This is a genomic window from Mycolicibacterium lacusdiani (assembly GCF_021916785.1).
GTDB lineage: Bacteria > Actinomycetota > Actinomycetes > Mycobacteriales > Mycobacteriaceae > Mycobacterium > Mycobacterium lacusdiani.
On sequence record NZ_JAKCFC010000012.1, the window covers coordinates 23,455 to 39,454 of the forward strand.

General features: G+C 69.4%; 13 protein-coding genes. 3 read left to right on the forward strand and 10 right to left on the reverse strand.

Annotated elements, in window-relative coordinates; all coding sequences use genetic code 11:
• Positions 1–5: 5 nt before the first annotated feature.
• The 6 genes from LOK44_RS26260 to LOK44_RS26285 all read right to left on the reverse strand — a co-directional run bounded on the left by LOK44_RS26260 (position 6) and on the right by LOK44_RS26285 (position 6,313).
• Complete coding sequence (locus LOK44_RS26260; RefSeq protein WP_056548932.1) at positions 6–248, reverse strand: RNA-binding protein; 243 nt, start codon at positions 246–248, stop codon at positions 6–8.
• On the reverse strand, positions 245–751 hold the full coding sequence (rpsP, locus tag LOK44_RS26265; RefSeq protein ID WP_237573029.1) for a 30S ribosomal protein S16: 507 nt from the start codon (positions 749–751) through the stop codon (positions 245–247). Before rpsP ends, LOK44_RS26260 begins: the two co-directional genes overlap by 4 nt.
• Before the next feature lie 240 nt (positions 752–991).
• Positions 992–1,420, reverse strand: a complete 429-nt coding sequence (locus tag LOK44_RS26270; protein WP_237573030.1) for a nuclear transport factor 2 family protein — start codon at positions 1,418–1,420, stop codon at positions 992–994.
• Between the two features lie 49 nt (positions 1,421–1,469).
• A complete protein-coding gene (locus LOK44_RS26275; protein WP_237573031.1) occupies positions 1,470–2,702 on the reverse strand; it encodes an osmoprotectant NAGGN system M42 family peptidase in 1,233 nt (410 codons plus the stop codon).
• Between the two features lie 73 nt (positions 2,703–2,775).
• Positions 2,776–4,500 (reverse strand): N-acetylglutaminylglutamine synthetase, encoded by a 1,725-nt coding sequence (gene ngg, locus LOK44_RS26280; RefSeq protein ID WP_237573032.1) that lies wholly within the window; start codon positions 4,498–4,500, stop codon positions 2,776–2,778.
• A gap of 1 nt (position 4,501) precedes the next feature.
• Positions 4,502–6,313 carry an N-acetylglutaminylglutamine amidotransferase gene (locus tag LOK44_RS26285; RefSeq protein ID WP_237573033.1) on the reverse strand — a complete coding sequence of 604 codons (1,812 nt, stop codon included), beginning with the start codon at positions 6,311–6,313 and terminating at the stop codon, positions 4,502–4,504.
• 152 nt (positions 6,314–6,465) lie between these two features.
• Here LOK44_RS26285 and LOK44_RS26290 point away from each other — a divergent pair, with 152 nt between their 5' ends.
• Both LOK44_RS26290 and LOK44_RS26295 read left to right on the forward strand, forming a co-directional pair.
• Positions 6,466–7,341: a D-alanyl-D-alanine carboxypeptidase family protein gene (locus LOK44_RS26290; RefSeq protein ID WP_237573034.1), complete on the forward strand. Its 876-nt coding sequence runs from the start codon at positions 6,466–6,468 to the stop codon at positions 7,339–7,341.
• A 101-nt stretch (positions 7,342–7,442) separates the two neighbouring features.
• The gene (locus tag LOK44_RS26295) at positions 7,443–8,261 is read left to right on the forward strand and encodes a D-alanyl-D-alanine carboxypeptidase family protein (RefSeq protein ID WP_237573035.1); all 819 of its coding nucleotides are present in this window, start codon (positions 7,443–7,445) and stop codon (positions 8,259–8,261) included.
• Here the strand turns inward: LOK44_RS26295 and LOK44_RS26300 are convergent.
• A complete protein-coding gene (locus LOK44_RS26300) occupies positions 8,248–8,943 on the reverse strand; it encodes a cyclase family protein (RefSeq protein ID WP_237573036.1) in 696 nt (231 codons plus the stop codon). The genes LOK44_RS26295 and LOK44_RS26300 overlap by 14 nt on opposite strands.
• Before the next feature lie 101 nt (positions 8,944–9,044).
• On the opposite strand from LOK44_RS26300, the gene LOK44_RS26305 reads away from it, so the two are divergent.
• Positions 9,045–10,607: a diflavin oxidoreductase gene (locus LOK44_RS26305; protein WP_237573037.1), complete on the forward strand. Its 1,563-nt coding sequence runs from the start codon at positions 9,045–9,047 to the stop codon at positions 10,605–10,607.
• Here LOK44_RS26305 and LOK44_RS26310 read toward each other — a convergent pair.
• The 3 genes from LOK44_RS26310 to LOK44_RS26320 all read right to left on the reverse strand — a co-directional run bounded on the left by LOK44_RS26310 (position 10,604) and on the right by LOK44_RS26320 (position 15,928).
• A complete protein-coding gene (locus LOK44_RS26310) occupies positions 10,604–11,686 on the reverse strand; it encodes an amidohydrolase family protein (protein WP_237573038.1) in 1,083 nt (360 codons plus the stop codon). The genes LOK44_RS26305 and LOK44_RS26310 overlap by 4 nt on opposite strands.
• Before the next feature lie 3 nt (positions 11,687–11,689).
• The gene (gene ffh / locus LOK44_RS26315; RefSeq protein ID WP_237573039.1) at positions 11,690–13,261 is read right to left on the reverse strand and encodes a signal recognition particle protein; all 1,572 of its coding nucleotides are present in this window, start codon (positions 13,259–13,261) and stop codon (positions 11,690–11,692) included.
• Between the two features lie 153 nt (positions 13,262–13,414).
• Complete coding sequence (locus tag LOK44_RS26320) at positions 13,415–15,928, reverse strand: [protein-PII] uridylyltransferase (RefSeq protein WP_237573040.1); 2,514 nt, start codon at positions 15,926–15,928, stop codon at positions 13,415–13,417.
• Positions 15,929–16,000: the final 72 nt, after the last annotated feature.

The following is a 16,000-nucleotide window of genomic DNA, read 5'->3' on the forward strand; positions in this document are numbered from 1 at the left end:
GTTCGCTACTGGTCGGTGTCCACCACGTCGACGCGGATACCGCGACCGCCGATGCCGGCGACCAGGGTGCGCAGCGCCGTCGCGGTACGACCGCCGCGACCGATCACCTTGCCCAGATCGTCGGGGTGCACGTGCACCTCGACGGTCCGGCCGCGGCGGTTGGTCACGAGGTCGACGCGAACGTCATCCGGGTTGTCGACGATTCCGCGCACCAGGTGCTCGACGGCGTCGACGACGACCGTGCTCATTCGGCAGCGGGTGCGTCGGCCTCGGCGGCCTCGGCGGCGGCCTCAGGCGTCTCACCCGCGGTGACGGGCGCCTCATCAGCGGTCCCAGGGGTGTCGGCCTCGGCCTTGGCTGCCGGAGCCTTCTTCTTCTTCGGCGTGGTGGCAGCACCGGTGGGCGCGTCGTCCGCGGCGGCCAGGGCGGCGTTGAACAGGTCGAGCTTGCTGGTCTTGGGCTCCTTGACCCGCAGGGTGCCCTCGGCGCCCGGGAGGCCCTTGAACTTCTGCCAGTCACCGGTGATCTTCAGCAGCGCCAGGACGGGCTCGGTCGGCTGTGCGCCGACGCTCAGCCAGTACTGCGCGCGCTCGGAGTCGATCTCGATGAGGCTCGGCTCTTCCTTCGGGTGGTACTTGCCGATGACCTCGATGGCGCGTCCGTCGCGACGGTTGCGCGCGTCGGCGACCGAGATGCGGTACTGGGGGTTGCGGATCTTGCCGAAGCGGGCGAGCTTGATCTTGACAGCCATGTCGAACTACTACTCCTGTGATTGCCACGCTTGCAATTCAGCGACTCGGGCAGGTTGCCAGGTCCGGTTTTGCACTGCGTGTGTGACCGCCGCGCGGCGCATCGAGCGGGTGACCGCACGAACCTCCAGCGAGGAGCTTGCGGATCGTGCATCGAACGGAGTCGCGGGGCAGACAGCCGCCCATTGTGCCAGAGCGTGCTGGTCAGATGGAAATCGCCGCCGCCGGGCGGCCGCACCCGGTCAGACGATCTTGTCGAAGCACTTGGTCTCGACGCGCCGCGTCATCCGCCAGCCCTGCTCGGTACGCACGAACTCGTCGTCGTACCAGAGCCCGCAGAACATGATCTGCCCCGGCGCCTCGGGCGAGCCACCCAGCATCATCGGGTTGAAGCAGATGATGCGCGACGTGGCTGTGTTGCCGGTGATCTTCACGTCGAAGTTCCCGATCAGGTGGGAGTACGCCGGGAAGTTCGGCAGCACCTCGGCCAGCCACTTCTTGACGTCACCGAACGTGCCGTCGATGCCGCCCATGGCGCGGTAGTCGATGTAGGCGTCCGGGGTGAACACGCGGTCGAGGTCGTCGAACCGCCGGTTGTCGATCGCCGTCGAGTAGTCGACCAGCAGCTGCTGGATTTCGAGGCGGTCGGAGATCTCTTCGAGGCTCAGCACACCAAGAGTTCTACCGCCGAACGCACGCTTGATGAACCCGAACGTCGAATCAGGCCTGCGGACCCTCGGCAGGTGGCCACTGCTCCCCCGACCACTCGCCCGGCTCGGTGAAGTCACCGCGCGACAGCGGCACCCACTGCTCGCTCGGCGCGGGCTGCTTCGACGACGGGAAGTCACGCAGCTTGCCCGACGGGTGGGCGTCCCAGCTGCCGAAGGTCAGCGGCGTCTGCATCCAGCAGTTCAGCAGGTTGTAGGTCGCCTCCAGCGACTGCAGGTGCGTGCGCTCCCACCCGTGGCTGCCGTCGAGCCCGAATCCGACCAGCGCGGCGCGGGTTCCTGCGCCAGCCTCGATGGCGGCTGCCGCGTCGGAGCGGTAGTAGCGGAAGACGTCGCGCGCGTGCGGGATGGCGTGGTCCTCGGCGAGGCGGCACAGCTTGCGGGTGAGGTGGTAGTCGAACGGGCCGTGCAGGTCGGCCATCGGGATCGTCACGCCGTCCTCGATGGAGTGCTGCCCTGGCGCGCACACCGCGTTGTCGACCGAGATGAGTTCGGCGACGTCCGGCGGCAGACCGTGGCTCGCGCCGTGGCCGACCTCCTCGGTGATCGTGACCATGATCGTGGTGCGGTGCGGCAACACCATCTGCTTCTGGGCGACGGTGCGGGCGAGTGCGAGCGCCACCGCGACACCGGCCTTGCCGTCGAGGTGCCGCGAGACGATGAAGCCGTCCTCGGTCAGTTCGGGGCTGGTGATGAACGCGACGAAGTCGCCGACGTTGAGGCCGAGCCGCTGTAGGTCGGCGCGCGACGACACCTTGCGGTCGACGCGCACCTCGACGTGCTCCCAGTCGGTGGGCTGAGTGTCGATCTCGTCGCCGAACGCGTGACCACTTGCCTTGAGCGGCATGATCGTTCCGGTGATGAACGCATCGGGATCGCCGCCGAAGATGCGGACGCGAGCACCTGCGGCGAACCGCGCCGAGAACGTGCCGACCGGCACCAGTTCGAGACGGCCGTTGTCCTTGAGGTCGCGGACCATGCAGCCGATGGTGTCGGCGTGCACGACCAGCGCACGGTCGATGGTGTCCGACTCGCCCGGCAGTTCAGCGGTCAGGGCTCCACGCCGGGTCAGCGTGAACGGCACGCCGAGCCCGTCGAGGATGTCGCCGATCAACTGCATCACCGCGTCCGTGCGACCCGACGGGCTCGGGGTCTGCAGCAGCGCCAGCAGCGTGTCGACCATCCACGTTCGGTCGTCCACGGGCATGGCCGCGATTTCGGACACGTTTGCTCCTTCGGGGCTCGGTTCGGCAGTGCGTCCCCCACGCGGGGTGACGCTCAGAGATCGTAGGCCCTCGCTAGGTCTGCTCGACGGGGCCCGGTTGCCACGCCCACGGCGTGGCCGCAGTCCGCGGGAACAACAGGTCCACGAACGCCTGCGCAGTGGGGCGCGGCTCGTGGTTGGCCAGGCCCGGCCGCTCGTTGGCCTCGATGAAGACGTACTCGTCCTCCCCGATGTCGGGCACCATGAGATCGATTCCGGTGACCGGGATTCCGATGGCGTCGGCGGCGTCGACGGCGACCTTGGCCAGCTTCGGGTTGATGTCGTCGGTGACGTCGACGATCGTGCCGCCGGTGTGCAGGTTGGCGGTACGACGCACCACCAGGTGTTCGTTGGTGGGCAGGATGTCGTCGAGCTTCCAGCCGGCTTCCTGCACGGTGTCCTCGGTGAGCGCGTCGATCGGGATGACCGACTCTCCGTGCGTGGCGGCCGACCGTCTGCGGCTCTGCGCCTCGATGAGCTGCCGGATGGTGTGCGTGCCGCTGCCCACGACTTCCGGCGGCCGCCTGACCGCCGCGGCGATCACCTTGCCGTTGATGACGACCAGTCGCAGGTCCTCACCCTCGCAGCGCTCTTCGATGATGACGTCCGGGCAGTGCTTGGCGGCCCACTCGATCGCGCGGTCGAGGTCGTCGGGCTTGCTCACGCCGACGGTGATCCCGGCACCCTGTTCTCCCCGCGCGGGTTTCACCACCACCGACCCGACCTCGCGCATGAACTCGTAGTCCTCGCGGTCGAAGGTGGCCGTGCGTCCGCGGGGCACCCGGATGCCCGCATCGGACACCACCTTGCGTGCCACCCGCTTGTCGTCGCAGCGGCTCATCGCGACCGCATTGGTCAACTCCGACAACGACTCCCGGGTCACGATGCTGGTGCCGCCGTGTGTGAGCCGCAGGTACCCGCCCTTGCCGTCGAGGACCTCGACCGCGATGCCACGCATGATCGCCTCGTCAGCGATGATCCGCGCGTAGGGGTTGAGTTCGGCGAGCCCCTCCTCCTCCTGGATCGGGGCGAACAGCTTCTCGTTGATGGCGTTCTTGCGCTTGATGCCCAGGGGCGGCACCCGCTCGAATCCCATTCGCTCGTACAGCGCGATGGCGCCCTCGTTGTCGTGCAGCACCGACAGGTCCATCTGCGAGCGGCCGCGGCGGACGAACTCCTCGACCAGGGAGCGCACCAGCAGCCCACCGACACCCGGCCGCGACACGGTCGGGTCGACGGCGAGGCACCACAGGCTCGAGCCGTTCTCCTCGTCGTCGAACAGCATCCGATGGTCGATCCCGGTGACGGTGCCGATCACGGCGCCCGTCTCGTCGTCGGTGGCCACCAGGTACACCATGTGCGGTTCGGACTCGGCGTTGCGCCACATCAGGTCGACGTCCGCGGGCACCATGCGGCACTGGACGTAGATGTGATTGATCGCTGCGCAGTCCTCGAGCGAGGTGACGTTGCGCACCGACACCCCGGTGACGTCCGAAGGGCGATAGTCGCCAGGACGGTCGAAGGTCAGCCGGTAGGTGAAGCTGGGGTCGATGAAGAACTCGTGCGGGTGCAGTGCCACGAACACGTGCGGCGCGTCGAGGTACATGCCGATGTCGCGCCGTCCGCTCGCCTCTCCCCGCAGCGCGTTGCCGAACTGATCGGGGTCGGCGAACGTCTGGCCGAACACCAGCCGGCCCCAGCCCAGGTCTTGGACGACGCCCTGGGTGGGCTCGGTCTGATCGGCTGCCTGCGTGGTCACGTCATCCGATTCCGTCGACGTGGCGGGCCAGCCACAGTTCGAGCAGCCCGACCTGCCACAGCGGGTTGCCGCGCAGCGGGGTGAGGTTGCCGTTCGGGTCGGCGAGCAGCCCGTCGACCGCCTTGGCGTCGAACAGCCCGCGCGACCGCGCAGCGTCGCTGTGCAGGGCGTCCCTGACCAGATCAAGGTAGGGGCCCGCGAGGTGCTTGAGCGCGGGCACCGGGAAGTAGCCCTTCGGCCGGTCGATGACCTCGGCCGGGATCACCTGTCGCGCCGCCTCCTTGAGCACGCCCTTGCCGTCGTGGGCGGTCTTCAGTCCCGGCGGACAGGTGGCGGCGAGTTCGACCAGTTCGTGGTCGAGGAACGGCACGCGACCCTCCAGGCCCCACGCCATCGTCATGTTGTCGACGCGCTTCACCGGGTCGTCGGTCAGCATCACGGTGGTGTCGAGGCGCAGCGCCCGATCGGTGGCCGTGGCCGCGCCGGGATGCGAGAAGTGCCGCAGCGCGAACTCGCCCGAGGCGTCGTGGTCGAGCCGCCACTGCGGTTGCAGCAGTCCGTTGAGCGCCTCGTGGTCGCGGTCGAAGAAGGCGGGCCGGTAACGGCTCAGCGCGTCGGCGGGGTCGCCGTCGGCGGCGTAGGCCATCGGCGGGTACCAGTGGTATCCGGCGAAGATCTCGTCGGCACCCTGACCGGACTGCACCACCTTCACGTGCTTGCTGACCTCCTCGGACAGCAGGTAGAAGGCGACGCAGTCGTGGCTGACCATCGGTTCGCTCATCGCGCCGATCGCACCGGACAGCGACGGCAGCATGCGTGCGGTGTCGATGCGGATCTGGTGGTGGTCGGTGGCGAAGTGCCTGGCGATCACGTCGGAGTACTTGAACTCGTCGCCCTCTTCGCCGCCCGCCGCCTCGAAGCCGATCGAGAAGGTCGCCAGGCCGTGCTGGCCGGCCTCGGCGAGCAGCCCGACGATCAGACTGGAGTCCAGGCCGCCCGAGAGCAGACATCCCACCGGAACGTCGGCGACGAGCCGCCGCTCGACAGCGGTCCGCAGCGACGCGAGCACCGCCTCCTGCCAGTCGTGCTCCGACCAGCCCGCGCGTTCGTCGGACCGCTCGAACACCGGCTCCCAGTAGGTCTTCTCGGTGCGGGACCCGTCGGGCTCGATGCGCATGAGAGTGCCGGGCGGCAGCTTTCGGACGCCCTTGAGGATCGTGTACGGGGCAGGCACCACGGAGTGGAAGCTGAGGTAGTGGTGCAGCGCGACCGGGTCGAGGTCGGTGTCGACGCCGCCTGCCGCGACGAGGGCGGGCAGCGAGGACGCGAATCGCAGCGCCCGGCTCCCGTCGGGCTCGACGACGTCGGCCCAGTAGAGCGGCTTCACCCCGAGGCGGTCGCGGGCCAGCAGGACGCGGCCGCTGTCGGTCTCGGTGACGGCGAACGCGAACATGCCGAACAAATGCTCGACGACGCGGTCGCCCCACTCCTTGTAGCCCTTGAGGACCACCTCGGTGTCGCTGTGGGAGAAGAAGCGATAGCCCTTCCCGATCAGCTCACGCCGCAGTTCGGGATAGTTGTAGATGCAGCCGTTGAACGCGACGGTCAGGCCGAGTTCGGGGTCGTGCATCGGCTGGTGACCGTGGCTGGACAGGTCGATGATGGCCAGACGGCGGTGGCCCACGGCGATGCGGTCGCTCGACCACATGCCGGAGCTGTCCGGGCCGCGCGTGACCATCGCATCGGTCATGGCCGCGACCGCCGTCAGATTGGCCGGTCGCCCTGTGGCGATCTCGCCGGCGATGCCGCACATGAAGTCACATACCTCTCGTCGTCGGGGCGACGGGGGTTGGTGAATTCATGGTGAATCAAGATCGTCACCCGCGCCGCACGAATAGCCCGGGAACCTCGGGATCAAACACGACCTACGTCACACACAGGTCGTCGGGTTAGGCTCCTGGACCCATGGGCAAGTATGCGGCCGCTCTCCTCGGCTGTCTCGTCGGCGTGTTCCTCCTCACCGCACCCACGGCCGTCGCCGACGTCGACATTGCGCCGGTCGGAGCGGTCCCGATGCCCGACGGTCCCGCCCCGGCGTGGATCGTCGCCGACATGGACACCGGCCAGATCCTGGCCGGGCGCGACCAGTACGTGACTCACGCCCCCGCCAGCACCATCAAGACCCTGCTCGCGCTCGTCGCACTCGACGAGCTGCCACTCGACGCGACGGTCGTCGCCAACGAGGCCGACACGCAGGTGGAGTGCAATTGCGCCGGGGTCGCCGCGGGACGTACGTATACCGCGGCCGAATTGCTCGACGGCCTGCTGCTGGTGTCGGGCAACGACGCGGCCAACACGCTCGCCCACATGCTCGGTGGCACCGACGCCGCGGTGGCGAAGATGAACGCCAAGGCCGCAGCGCTCGGCGCAGCCGCGACCAGGGCCGGATCGCCATCGGGCCTCAACGGTCCCGGTATCGACGGCTACACCACGCCGCACGACCTCGCCGTGATCTTCCGGGCAGCGTTGCGCAACCCCGCGTTCGCCGCGATCACCTCGGCCCGCACGGCCCCGTTCCCCGCCGAGACGGGCATCGTCACCCTGGTCAACCAGAACGAGATGCTGTTCCGCTACCCCGGCATGCTGGGCGGCAAGACGGGATTCACCGACGTCGCGCGCAAGACCTTCGTCGGCGCCGCGGAGCGCAACGGCCGCCGGCTCGTCGTGGCCATGATGTACGGCCTGGTCCGAGAGGGCGGCCCCACCTACTGGGACCAGGCGACCAGCCTGCTCGACTGGGGCTTCGCCCAGGACCGCGCCAACGGCATCGGCGCTCTCTAGCGATTCGTGGAGTATTTCCTGCGCTGGGCGCGGGTGAGACTCCACAAACCGCGATCTGAGCGAGACCGGATCGAGTTCATCCGACCGTAGCGTCGGTGGTCGTGCGGACACTCTTCGCGGCGATGGCCCTCGCCCTCGCCACGACGCTGACCGCGTCTCCCGTCCTCGCGACCGCACAGCCCGGCGTCGAACCGGCCGCCGCGATCGCCGACGGCCCCGCCAAGGCGTGGCTGCTGGCCGACCTCGACAGCGGTGCGGTGTTGGCGTCGAAGGACCCGCACGGTTCCTACGCACCGGCGAGCACGATCAAGGTGCTGCTCGCGATGGTCGTGCTCGACCACCTCAGCCCTGATAACTTCGCCCGCGCCAATCAGTCGCACACCCAGGTCGAGTGTTCGTGCGTCGGGCTGGTGCCGGGCCAGCCGTACACGACCCGCCAACTGCTCGAGGCGCTGCTGATGGTGTCCGGCAATGACGCGGCCAACATGCTGGCCGACATGCTGGGCGGGCAGCGCGTCGCGGTCGCGGCGATGAACCGCAAGGCCGCGAGCCTGGGGGCACGCAGCACGCGCGCCTCGTCGCCATCGGGTCTCGACGGCCCGGGATGGGAGTCGGTGACGACGCCGCACGACCTGGCGATGATCTTCCGCGCGGCGCTGACCTATCCGATGATCGCCCACGTCCTACGACAGCCGTCGGCCCGCTTCCCCGGCAAGACCCTCGCGGCGCAGAACGAGTTGCTCAGCCGCTACCCCGGCGATCTGGGCGGCAAGACCGGCTACACCAACCTGGCCCGCAAGACCTACGTCGGTGCCGCCCAACGCGGGACGCGACGGCTGGTCGTGGTGCAGATGTACGGCACCGGCGACCTCTACGGTCAGGCCGTCGCCCTGCTCGACTGGGGTTTCAGCCAGCCCTGACCGGCAGCTCGGCGAACGCCCGCACCGGGAACGTCCCGAACCCCTCCACGGCGGGCGGCGCGGCGGTGAACCGGGCACCGGTCTCCGGCACGTCGCCGAGACGAGTGAGGTGCTCGACGACGTGGACGCCTGCGCCCAGCAGCACGGTGTGGGCGGGGCGCTCCCCACCGGACTCGGTGTCGTCGATGTTCAGCGAGTCGATGCCGACCAGCACGGCGCCGGCGTCGACGAGGTAGTCGCTGCCGTCGGCGGTCAGGAACGGCGCGCCGGATTCGTATGCGGGCGTACCGAAGTGACGATCCCACCCGGTGTGCAGCAGCACGGCCGCACCGCGCACGTCCCGGCCTGCCAACGCGTCGGGACCGATGCCGCGGCGGTGAGCACTGCAGTCCTCGGTGAGGTGGAACACCTCGGCCCGCAGGCCGACGAGGCTCTCCAGGTCGAGGCCTGCCAGATCGCGACCGTCGGCGTAGCGGTGGAACGGCGAATCGAGGTAGGTGCCGGTGTTGCCGATCATCGTGATGACGTCCATCGCGAACTCGGTGCCCGGCGCGTACTTCCGTCGGGAATCCGCACGGGTCAGGTGGGGTTCGATGACCGGCGCGGGCAGGCCCGGGTAGGTGATCAGTCCCGCCCGGATCGGGTGACTGAGGTCGACGACGCGGCGGGGCTGCTCGGGCATGCCGCCGAGGGTATCGAAAGGGAGGTCCCCACCGGACATTCCATCGAAGTAAGGTCACCCTAATCCGACGCGGACGGCGTCGATCGACCCCGAGGAGCCAGGTGACCGACGGACCCGACTTCTCGCTGATCGTGGCCTACGGCACGGACATGGGGAACTCCGAAGACGCGGCGATGACGTTCGCCGAGGGCGCCTCCGCCGCGGGCATCGCGGCCGAGGCGATCGAGTTGAATCAGGTCGACTACGCCGACCTGCTGGCGGCCACCCACTTCGTCGTCGTGTGTTCGACGTTCGGCGACGGCGAGTTCCCGGACAACGCACTGCTGTTCTGGGAGGCGCTCGCCGCCGACGATGCCGAGCGCCTCGAGCACCTGAGCTTCGCGGTGCTCGCACTCGGCGACACGGGCTACGACTTGTTCTGCAACGCAGGCAAATTGCTCGACGAACGGTTGGAGGCCCTGGGCGCCACCCGGCTGGCCGAGCGCGTCGACGTCGATGGCTTCTACGACGAACCGGCCGCCGCGTGGACCACCGACGTCGTCAAGCTCCTGCAGGAGGCGCAGACGGCGCCCTCGCCGACCCCGCTCGCCGAGGCACCGACGACCGAGGCCGTCGCCACCGCGAATCGCGAGCGCCACCTCCCAATCGACACCCGAGTCATCGTCAACCGGCTCCTCACCGCCCCGGGATCCGACAAGGAGGTGCGGCACTACGAGATCGACCTCGCCGGCACCGGAATCACCTACCGGGCAGGCGATTCCCTGGCCGTGCACGCCACCAACGACCCCGTTCTGGTCGACGCGCTGCTCGCCGAACTCGGCGTAGGACCGGACCACGCCGTCCCCGATCACGACCAACCGCTCAGCGTGCTGCTGACCGAGCACCGCGAGATCCGCATCCCCTCGCGAGCGCTGCAGGATGCCGCAGGCGACGCAGCGTACGGCGAGGACGTGCTCGACCTGGTGAAGCGGGCCGACCTGACCGTCGACGAGGTGGTCGACGCGTTGCGCCCCTTACAGTCTCGCGACTACTCGATCGCATCGAGCCCACTCGCCCACCCCGATCGCGTGCACCTGACGGTGGCCACCGTGCGCTACGACGCAGGCGAGCGGCGGCACGGCGGCGTGGCGTCGACGTTCCTCGCCGACCGCGGCGACACGCTACGATTCCACCTGCGGCCCAACAACAACTTCCGCCTTCCCGCCGAAGACGTACCGATCATCATGGTCGGGCCCGGCACCGGCATCGCACCGTTCCGGGCGTTCCTGCAGGAGCGCCGAGCCACCGCAGCGTCGGGCCGGTCGTGGCTGTTCTTCGGCGACCGCAGACGTCGCACCGACTTCCTCTACGGCGACGAACTGGAGGGCTTTGCGACCTCCGGCACGCTCACCCGCCTCGACCTCGCCTTTTCGCGCGACGGATCCGGTGACGCCCCGAAGACCTATGTCCAGCAGAGGATGCGGGAGAACGCCTCCGATCTGTTCGCGTGGCTCCAGGAAGGCGCTCACCTCTACGTCTGCGGCGACGAGAAGCGCATGGCCAAGGACGTGGACGAGACGTTGCGCCGCATCATTTCGACCGAGGGTGACCTGAATGCAGAATCGGCGCACGCCTACGTCAACGACCTGATCAAGACCCACCGCTACGTGCGCGACGTCTACTAGCGAAAGACCTTGCCGCGCAGAATGACCAGCGCGGGATGATCGAGCACCCCCGGCTGCCGGGGATCGTCGGCGTAGCAGACCAGGTCGGCGGGAGCACCGTGTTCCAGTGCGGGTCTACCCAGCCAGGCACGCGCATCCCAGCATGCGGCGCCCAGTGCGTCGGTCGCCGACAGCCCGACCGTCCGCAGCGCGGCGACCTCGTCGCCGATGCGACCGTGGGCGATCATGCCGCCCGCATCGGTGCCCGCGAAGATCGGCACCCCGGCGTCGTGGGCCGCGGCCACCCGCTGGTGGCACGTCGCATACAGGTCGCGCATGTGCTTGGCGTACGTCGGGTACTTGCTTGCCGCGTCGGCGATTCCGGGGAAGTTCTCGATGTTGATCAGCGTGGGGACCAGCGCGGTGCCGTGCTCGAGCATCGACTCGATCACATCGTCGGTGATGCCGGTGCCGTGCTCGATGCAGTCGATGCCCGCGTTGATCAGCCCGGGCAGCGCGTCCTCACCGAACACGTGGGCCGTGACGCGCGCACCCTCGGCGTGTGCGGCCGCGATCGCATCGGCCAGGACGTCGTCGGACCACAGCGGCGCGAGATCGCCTGCGCCGCGGTCGATCCAGTCCCCCACCAGCTTGACCCAGCCGTCCCCGTACCGGGCCTGCGCGGCAACCGCGGCGGGCAGCTGAGACTCGTCTTCGACGTCGATGGGCACACCGGGCAGATAGCGCTTGGGGCGGGCGATGTGCCTGCCCGCGCGGATGATGCGCGGCAGGTCGTCCCGGTCGTCGAGGCTGCGGGTGTCCACCGGCGATCCGGCGTCGCGCAGCAGGAGCGCACCCCGGTCACGCTCGGTCTCGGCCTGCTCGACGGCCTGGTCGAAGTCGACCGCCCCGCCGGGGCCCAGCCCGACGTGACAGTGCGCGTCGACCAGACCGGGGATGATCCAGCCGCCATCTCCGTCTGCCCCGAACACCGTCTCCGCGTTGGCGATCGGCTCGGCACTCAGCACGCCGCGGTCCAGCCACCACTGCACGGGCTCACCGTCGGGCAGTGCCCGACCGCGGACGTGCAGCGGACTCATCGCCTACTTCTGGCCGGGGAACTTCAGCTTCGACAGGTCGAAGTCCGCCAGGCCCGGCGGCAACTCGTCGAGCCCCTTGGGCATCTTCGACAGATCGGGGAAGCCGGCAGGCAGGCCACCGGCACCCAACGGGTTCTGGACCTTCGGCGGCGTGGGCCCCCTGTTGCCCTTCTTCTTGCCGGCCTGCTTGTTCTTGCCCTTGGCGGCCTTGCGGGTCGATCCCTTGCGGCCGAACGGCATACCCATCTGCCCGGCCATCTGGGACATCATCTTGCGCGCCTCGAAGAAGCGGTCGACGAGCTGGTTGACCTCGGCCACCGTGACACCGGAGCCGTTGGCGATGCGCAGTCGCCGGGAGGCGTTGATGATCTTCGGATCGGCGCGCTCCTGCGGCGTCATGCCGCGGATGATGGCCTGCACGCGGTCGAGCTGGCTGTCGTCGACGGCGGCGAGCGCGTCCTTCATCTGACCCGCGCCGGGCAGCATCCCCAGCAGGTTGCCGATGGGACCCATCTTGCGGATCGCCAGCATCTGCTCGAGGAAGTCCTCGAGCGTCAGCTCGCCCGACCCGATCTTGGCGGCGGTGGCCTCGGCCTGTTCGGCGTCGAAGTGCTGCTCGGCCTGCTCGATGAGCGAGAGCACGTCACCCATGCCGAGGATGCGGCTGGCCATCCGGTCGGGATGGAAGACGTCGAAGTCCTCGAGCTTCTCGCCGGTCGACGCGAACAGGATCGGAACACCGGTCACTTCGCGGACCGACAGCGCGGCGCCGCCTCGGGCATCGCCGTCGAGCTTGGTCAGCACGACACCGGTGAACCCGACGCCCTCGCGGAACGCGTCGGCCGTGGTGACGGCGTCCTGACCGATCATGGCGTCGAGGACGAACAGCGTCTCGTCGGGGTTGACGGCGTCGCGGATGGCCGCGGCCTGGCCCATCAGCTCCTCGTCGATGCCCAGGCGTCCCGCGGTGTCGACGATCACCACGTCGAAGTGCCTGGCCTTCGCCTCGGCCAGACCTGCGGCGGCGACCTCGACGGGGTTGCCCGCCGCCATCTGCTCGATGGTCTCGCCACCCGGCGAGACGCCCGGGTGCGGCGCGAACACCGACACGCCCGCTCGCTCGCCGACGATCTCGAGCTGGGTCACCGCGCCGGGACGCTGCAGGTCACACGCCACCAGCAGCGGGGTGTGGCCGTGGCCCTTGAGCCACTTGGCGAGCTTGCCCGCCAGCGTCGTCTTACCCGAGCCCTGCAGGCCGGCCAGCATGATGACCGTGGGCGGCGTCTTGGCGAACGTCAGGTTGCGGGTCTCGCCGCCCAGGATTCCGACGAGTTCGTCGTTGACGATCTTGACGACCTGCTGGGCGGGGTTCAGCGCGCCCGAGACCTCGGCGCCCTTGGCCCGTTCCTTGACACGGTTGATGAACTCGCGGACGACGGGCAGCGAGACGTCGGCCTCGAGCAGTGCCAATCGGATCTCGCGCGCGGTGGCGTCGATGTCGGCATCGGAGAGCCGCCCCTTGCCACGCAGGCCTGAGAGCGCCCCTGTCAGCCGATCGGAGAGGGATTCAAACACGGGGCCAGCCTAGCGGGCCAAGGATACCGGTACGGCGCAGCCGCTGGTGAAACGCATGTACGCGCTGGGGAGGGTCGTCGAAACTGCTCCCAGGGCTGTGATTCCGGTCGATCGACGACCCTCAGCGCAGTTTCGATGAAAGCGCGGCCCAAATCAGCTGGCCTCGGACACCGGCTTCGGCCGCGGCGGCGTGGGAAGGACCGCGTACATCTGCTCCTCGAGCGTCCGGCGAGCGTCTTCGGCGTCTTCCCGGTCCCGGCGGTAGGCCTCCGGCACGACGAGCCCGAACACGTCGATCACCGACGATCCGAGCGTCGTCACCCGCGCCCAGGCGATGTCGAGCCCGTCGCGCTCGATGACGGCGGTGAGGCGCGCGAGCAGCCCGGCCCGGTCGGTGCTGCGGATCTGCACGATGAGCTTGTCGGCGGACTCCCCCGGGGCGCCGTCGAACCACAAGATCCGCGGCGGCGCGACGGCAGGATTGCCGGGCACGGCCGCCGGGATCTCGCCGGCACGCCCGGTGCTGGCGGCGAGCAGCCCCTGGGCATCGGCATCGCGCCGCTCGAGGGTGCCGATCGCGTCGAGGTCGCCCGCGAGCGCGAGGATGAACTGCTGCCGGAGCAGCTCGGCCGCGGGCGGTGACCCGAAGTGCGGAGACACCACGAAGGTGTTGATCGCGACGCCCTCGTGGCTGTTGACCGACGCCGAGTGCACGCGCAGCGAGTTGAGCGCCAGGATGCCCGCCGCCTTCGACAGCAGACCGTGCTGGTCGGGCGCGATCATGGTCACGCTGAAGACGTGCGCGTCGGCGGGGACCATGTCGACGTGCACGCCGCCGTCGGCCGCCAGGGCGAGGTGCCGCGGTTCGACCGGATCGGGCTGCGGTAGCGGCTCCCCCGTCATGACGAGGCGGCACCGACGCACGAGGTCGCCGATGAGCGACGCCTTCCACTCGCCCCACACTCCGGGTCCGGTGGCGAGCGAATCAGCCTCGGCGAGAACGTGAAGCAGCTCGAGCAGCACCGTGTCCCCACCGAGCTTGTCGACGACCGCGGAGATGGTCTTCGGGTCCTGCAGGTCGCGCCGCGTCGCGGTGTCGGGCAGCAGCAGGTGGTAGCGGACCATCTTCGACAGCAGCTCGACGTCCTCGCTCCACAGGCCGAGCCGCGTGCCGATCTGGACGGCCAGGTCCGCGCCGATGACGCTGTGGTCGCCGCCACGACCCTTGCCGATGTCGTGGCACAGCGCACCGAGCACCAGCAGGTCCGGACGCAACACCCGCGTCGTGAACGCGCTTGCCCGCGAGACCGTTTCGACCAGATGGCGGTCCACCGTCCAGATGTGGACGACGTCGCGGGGCGGAAGGTCGCGCACCGCACCCCATTCCGGGAACAGCCTGCCCCACAGCCCCGTCCGGTCGAGGGCCTCGATCGTGGCCACCGCCGACGGACCGGCCGCCAGCATCACCAGCAGGTCCTTGAGGGCCTGACGCGGCCAGGGCGTACGCAGTTCGGGTGCGGCCTCCGACAGCCGGCTCAGCGTGGAGGCGGCCATCGGCAAGCCCGTCAGCGCCGAGGCCGCGGCCACGCGGAGGATCAGGCCGGGATCGCGTTCCGGGCGTGCGCCCTTGGCGAGGATGACCTCGCCGTTGAACTCGATGACGCCTTCGTCGAGCGGCCTGCGGATGGGCCTGCGCAATGCGGCGAAACCCCGCCGCGGCAGCGCGTTGGCCGCGGTCCGCAGGCCGGCGTCGACGTAGTAGCTGATGGTGCGCGCGGCGTCCGACAGCGTGCGGGCCAGATCGAACCGGTCGCCGATGCGCAGCGCTGCGCCGATCTCGTCGGCGTACTGCGCCAGCAGCATCTCCCGGCCGCGGCCCGAGATGCGGTGCAGCTCGGTGCGGACGTTGAGCAGCGCCAGGTGCGCATCGCCGAGCGTGCCGGTCGGCGACGCGAGCAGCGTGCTCGGGTAGACGTCGGCGAGTTGCGCGATGGCCAGGGCGTTGAGCAGTTGGACGTCGCGTAGTCCCCCGCGGCCATTCTTCAGGTCCGGCTCGGCGCGGTGCGCGATCTGGCCGCTGCGATTCCAGCGCGCCTCGGCGTGCGCGACGAGTTCCTCGAAGCGCGGGGCGATCCCCGTGCGCCATTGCCTGCGGGCGCCGCCGACCAGCAGCGCGGACAGATCGGCGTCACCGGCGATGTGCCTGGCGTCGAGCATCGCGAGGCCCGCCGAGATGTCCTCGCCGGCCACCTGCAGCGCCTCGGGCACGGTCCGCACGCTGTGGTCGATGTGAATGTTGGCGTCCCACAGCGGATACCAGAGAAGTTCGGCGACCTGGGTGACGACGTCGCGCGGCATGTCGTCGTGTACGAGTGTCAAATCCAGGTCGGAGTACGGCAGGAACTCACCGCGGCCGAGTCCGCCTGTCGCCACGATGGCGAACCCGCTGGTGGGCGTGATGCCGATCTCGGCGGCCTTGGTGGTGAGCCAGAACTCGTGCAGGTCGAGCAGCGCGTTGCGCAGCGCACCCGAATCCAGTTGCCGGGCACCGCCGCCCAGGAGCTGTGCGGCGGCCTTGGCCAGATCGGTGGCCGGACGCGAAGATCCCGCCGGCGGAGCCTCCCAACGAGAGGCTCCGGCGGCGGGTTCTGGTGTCTGCTTCGTCATCTCGGTCCTTCCCCGGACGTGCTGTCGTGTGTCGATGAGTGCGCGTCCGGGAGACGACGCTTCAGATCACGG

Excerpts from the sequence above, each read along its gene's own strand:
- LOK44_RS26300 (WP_237573036.1), bottom strand. The coding sequence starts at position 8,943 with ATGCCCGAGCAGCCCCGCCGCGTCGTCGACCTCAGTCACCCGATCCGG.
- LOK44_RS26320 (WP_237573040.1), bottom strand. The coding sequence starts at position 15,928 with ATGACGAAGCAGACACCAGAACCCGCCGCCGGAGCCTCTCGTTGGGAG.
- LOK44_RS26310 (WP_237573038.1), bottom strand. The coding sequence starts at position 11,686 with ATGAGTCCGCTGCACGTCCGCGGTCGGGCACTGCCCGACGGTGAGCCC.
- LOK44_RS26260 (WP_056548932.1), bottom strand. The coding sequence starts at position 248 with ATGAGCACGGTCGTCGTCGACGCCGTCGAGCACCTGGTGCGCGGAATC.
- LOK44_RS26285 (WP_237573033.1), bottom strand. The coding sequence starts at position 6,313 with ATGTGCGGCATCGCCGGCGAGATCGCCACAGGGCGACCGGCCAATCTG.
- LOK44_RS26290 (WP_237573034.1), top strand. The coding sequence starts at position 6,466 with ATGGGCAAGTATGCGGCCGCTCTCCTCGGCTGTCTCGTCGGCGTGTTC.
- rpsP (WP_237573029.1), bottom strand. The coding sequence starts at position 751 with ATGGCTGTCAAGATCAAGCTCGCCCGCTTCGGCAAGATCCGCAACCCC.